This window comes from Candidatus Baltobacteraceae bacterium (genome assembly GCA_036559195.1).
Lineage (GTDB): Bacteria > Vulcanimicrobiota > Vulcanimicrobiia > Vulcanimicrobiales > Vulcanimicrobiaceae > JALYTZ01.
The window spans coordinates 1-4409 of the sequence record DATBTN010000072.1 but is presented as its reverse complement, the minus strand read 5'-3'; the positions used below and the strand labels follow the sequence as shown (position 1 = coordinate 4409).

Below are 4409 nucleotides of genomic sequence, written 5' to 3'. Positions count from 1 at the left end.
AAAGGGGGCGGTGCGCAAGCATCGCCCCCTTCTTTCTCGAAGGGTAGCTCATGAAGTCGATGCTCTTAATCGCGCTTGCTGCGTTTCTCGCGCAAGCGACACCCGCGCCCGCTCCAACCGCTTCTCCGGGCCCCGTGTACTTCGGCCAACCGGCTACGCGATTTACGCTGACGGCGCGGCCGCTTGGGTTCGATCCCGATGGGAACGCACGCTTCCTCGTCGTCACGAAGTTTTTCGACGCGCAGGGCCGCGTGACGCGTTCGATGGCGAACACCGACCTCGATTATTTTGCAAACCACGGCTACGTGCAATGGCAGACACGTTTGCGCTACGGGCAACCGGCGGCGATCGTGAAGACAACGCAAGGCGGCCCGCTCTCGGCAACCGTTCGCGCGAACGTTCCGAAACTCGGAAGCGTGACGGTTCGTACCGATACCCGCGGATGGACGGGATCGCGCGTGGTCGCGCAAGCACTTGGCCCGCACGCCGTGCAGATCGGCTGGTTCCCGCAGGAGCGCCGGCTCGCGCGCATCGTTCGAATCGACGGCAACGGCGCGCGTAAAACGATCGCGGTTATCGCGGGTCCGAGTTCGACGTACCGCGATACGCACGTACTGGCGAATCATCACTATCGGTATATCGTCTATCGCGCCGACGCGCCGGCCGTAAAACTTCGCGCCCTGCAGACGCCCGCGGCACCGCCGGCGACGCAAGTGGCGAACGCCGGCGGCAAAGCGATGTGGCTCTACTTTACGAGCAACCCGCTCGACCCGATCTACTACAAGAAACTCGATCCGAAAGCGATCGTGGACCAAGCGGTGAAGGCCGGGCTGCACTACGTGGAGCTTCGCACCGCCTACGGCGCTTATTGGGAAATCACGCCTGAAGCCAAGCCGACCATCGATGCGATCGTCGACGGTCTCGCCGCGCACGGGATCGGCACGATCGGCTGGACCGTCCCGCGCGATACCACCTTCGAAGATCTGCAGGCAAGTACGCGAACCGCCTACTACCGCACCGCAAAGGGTACGCGATTCACGGGGCTCGCAGTCGATGTCGAACGCGGCGACGAATTCATGGGCGGCGCGCCGCAGGGGCGCAGCGCGTTGTGGCAATACATGCAGTATCTGCGTGAGGCGATGGGGCCGAAGTACCTGCTCGTCGCGACGGTTGAAGACGCGTACCTCGAACATCTCGACAACACGAAGTACCCGTTTGCCCTGGTAGCGCGCTACAGCAGCGTGCTGCAGCCGATGTCGTACTGGCGGATGATGCGGCGCAAACCGACCGATCCCAAAATGGTGCGCGTGCTACTTAAAGCTTCGTACGATAAATTGCTGCGCGAGGCCGGGCGCAAAGTACCCGTGAGTTTCGGCGGACAGACGACGGCCGAGGGCCGCAACGGTTATCCGCCGGCCGGCGAGATTACCGCGAGCCTCGACGTTGCCAAGCAAGTCGGCGCGATCGGCGAATGTTTTTTCGATTGGGACGGAACGCAACCATACCAGTGGGACGCCCTCGCGGATTATCGCTGGTAAGCCCTTGACCAATTTCATTATCCGGCGGTTGCTGCTCGCCATTCCCACCCTGCTCGGCGTCACGATTCTCACCTTCGTGCTCATTCACATCGCACCGGGCGGTCCGGCGTTTGCAATCGCGGGCGAGAAGGCGACGCCCGCGCAGATCGCACAGGTTACGCACGAACTCGGGCTCGATCGCCCGTGGCCCGAGCAGTACGCGGTCTGGCTCGGAAATCTCGTGCACGGCGATCTAGGCTTCTCGTACATCAAGCAAACGCCCGTGCTCGAATTGATCGCGCAACGTCTGCCGCAGACGCTGATCCTCATGGGCACCGCACTGCTGGTCTCGATTCTGCTGGCGATTCCGCTCGGCGTGTACCAAGCATCGCGCCATCGCAGCGGTTTCGATCGAACGGCGAGCGTCTTCGTTTTTATCGCGTGGTCGATGCCGACGTTTTGGTTCGGCACGATCCTGATCGCGCTCTTCGCCGTGGGTTTGCGCTGGTTTCCGGTCGGCGGATTGCAGACGATCGATACCACCGCGTTCGACTGGCCGTCGCGCATCGCGCATTTGATCATGCCGGCCGCAACGCTCGCGATCGTGTCGGTTGCGGGCTGGAGCCGCTACATTCGCGGCAGCATGATCGAGCAATTGCGTGAGGACTACGCGCGTACGGCCGTGGCGAAAGGTCTGCCGGGGCGCGTCGTGCTGTTTCGACACGTGCTGCGCAACGCGCTAATTCCGTTTATCACGCTGCTCGGCGGCACGGTTCCCGCGCTCTTCGGCGGCGCGGTGATCACCGAACAGATCTTTGCTTATCCCGGAATGGGCCAGTTGTTCTGGCAATCGGCGGTCGATCGCGATTACGCGACGCTGCTCGGAATGACCGTGATCACCGCGCTTCTCGTGATTCTGGGAAACTTGCTTGCCGACGTGATGTACGGAGTCGTGGATCCGCGGGTGCGATATGACTAAGCTTGTCATGGTGAGCTTGTCGAACCATGGGGGGGACTTGTTGTGGTGAGCTTGTCGAGCACGGTCCTTCGACAGGCTCAGGATGACAGTGGCGAGCCGAGGCGGCGGGGGGTGCGGGCTACTTGGGTGGCGGGGGTTAGCGCGGGTTGGGTCGCGTTTGCGGTTTTGGGCTGCGTATTTGGGCCGGTGTTGCTGCATTTGAACGCGACGGTGACCGATGTCGCGCGCGCGTATGCGGCGCCCGGCAGCCTGCATTGGCTGGGAACCGACGGGATCGGGCGCGACGAACTCGCGCGGCTTCTCGTTGGCGGGCGCATCACGCTCGCCGTCGGAGCGGTGGCGGCGATCGTCGCAATGCTCATCGGCACGGTCTATGGCGCGCTTGCCGGATTTTACGGCGGCTGGCTCGATACGGTGCTCATGCGCATCGTCGACGTGTTTCTCGCCGTGCCGACGCTCTTTCTGCTGATCGTCCTCGCGGCGATGTTTCATGGGAACCTCATCACGCTCATGCTCGTTATCGGCGCGACCTCGTGGCTGGGACCGGCGCGTCTGGTGCGCGGCGAGATCCTCACCCTAAAGGAACGCCTGTACATCGAAGCGGCACGTTCGGTCGGAGCGAGCGATGCGCGCATCATCTTTCGCCATCTCGTGCCCAATGCGTTCGGCACGATCGTAACGACGACCACGTTTATGATCGCCAGCGCCATGCTCGCCGAAACCGCGCTCTCGTACCTGGGTATCGGCGTGCGCGCGCCGATGCCGTCGTGGGGCAATCTGCTCTCGAGCGCGCAGAGCGACATCTTTGCGGGCGCCTACTGGCTGATTCTTCCGCCCGGCCTCGCGATTCTCGGCACGGTGACCGCGCTGAATTTTATCGGCGATTGGTTACGCGAGCGTCAGGAATCCTCGGTGGCCGGTCTATGATTCGCCGCTTAATCGCCGCCTGTTGCGCGCTCGCGATCCTTGCCGGCTGCGGCGCGCGCAGTGCCGAAACGCGCAACCCTAACATCGTGATCTGCGCCTGGATCAGCGCGCCCGAAAGTTTCAATCCGTTTACCACCGTAAGTTCGGCGGCACGGATGATCCAGGACCTGATCTACACCACAGTCATCGATCTCGGCGCGAACATGCTGCCCAATTGGTCCACCAGCTTCGCATCGAAGATTGCGATCACCGACGGCGGGCGACGCTACGTCCTGCATCTGCGCAAGACCGGCCGCTGGGCCGACGGCGTCCCGATCGCGGCCGACGACGTCGTCTTTTCGCTCAAACTCGCCGCCAACACCCACGTGCTCGCGGGCTATTCCGGCGACTTCACCCTCATGGATGCAGGCTCCGTGCGCAAACTCGATCGCTACACCGTTGAGTTTCGCTTGACCAAGCCGTCACCGCCGTTTCTCGAGAACGCGCTGAGCGAAGCGTACGTTTTGCCGAAGCACGTTTTCGGACGCTACCCCGCGGACTCGGTGCAAGAAGCGGCGTTCATCAATAGCAATCAGCAATTGGCCCATCACCCGCTTCCGAGCGGGCCGTTTCGCCTCAAACGCGTGGTTCCCGATTCGTATCTCGTGATCGAACCGAATCCGGGCTATTGGGGGCCGAAGCCGTTTCTCTCGGAGATCGCGTTTCGCGTGTATCCGCAGCAAGACTCGCTCTACGCCGCTGTCGATGCGGGCGAAGTCGACGTCACCGATATTCCGCCGAATCTCTGGCGCGTGCATACGCGATTGCGCGGCGATCACCGGGCGGTCACCTGGCCGTGGAACGTCGCCTTCGTGCTGTTGCCGAATTTCCACGCCGCGACCGCACCCTTCTTACGCGAGCGCGCCGTACGCCAAGCCATGCTCTACGCGATCAATCGGCCGTTCATCATCAAGGGCATCATGAGTGGCGAAGCGGATCAGTTGAAC

The 4409-nt window shown here is 62.6% G+C and carries 4 protein-coding genes; all 4 read left to right on the top strand.

All coding sequences use genetic code 11. The features are described 5' to 3' along the window. The first annotated feature begins 50 nt into the window (after nucleotides 1-50). Nucleotides 51-1538, top strand: a complete 1488-nt coding sequence (locus VIG32_11645; GenBank protein HEY8298662.1) for a hypothetical protein — start codon at nucleotides 51-53, stop codon at nucleotides 1536-1538. Between the two features lie 4 nt (nucleotides 1539-1542). Continuing rightward, nucleotides 1543-2496, top strand: a complete 954-nt coding sequence (locus tag VIG32_11640) for an ABC transporter permease (protein ID HEY8298661.1) — start codon at nucleotides 1543-1545, stop codon at nucleotides 2494-2496. Between the two features lie 111 nt (nucleotides 2497-2607). After that, the gene (locus tag VIG32_11635) at nucleotides 2608-3423 is read left to right on the top strand and encodes an ABC transporter permease (GenBank protein ID HEY8298660.1); all 816 of its coding nucleotides are present in this window, start codon (nucleotides 2608-2610) and stop codon (nucleotides 3421-3423) included. Next, nucleotides 3420-4409, top strand: a 990-nt coding sequence (locus VIG32_11630; GenBank protein ID HEY8298659.1) for an ABC transporter substrate-binding protein, incomplete at its 3' end; no start/stop codon positions are given. The genes VIG32_11635 and VIG32_11630, both read left to right, overlap by 4 nt.

What these genes read in the sequence shown, in the direction of transcription:
- VIG32_11645 (HEY8298662.1), top strand. Translation starts at nt 51, where the DNA reads ATGAAGTCGATGCTCTTAATCGCGCTTGCTGCGTTTCTCGCGCAAGCG.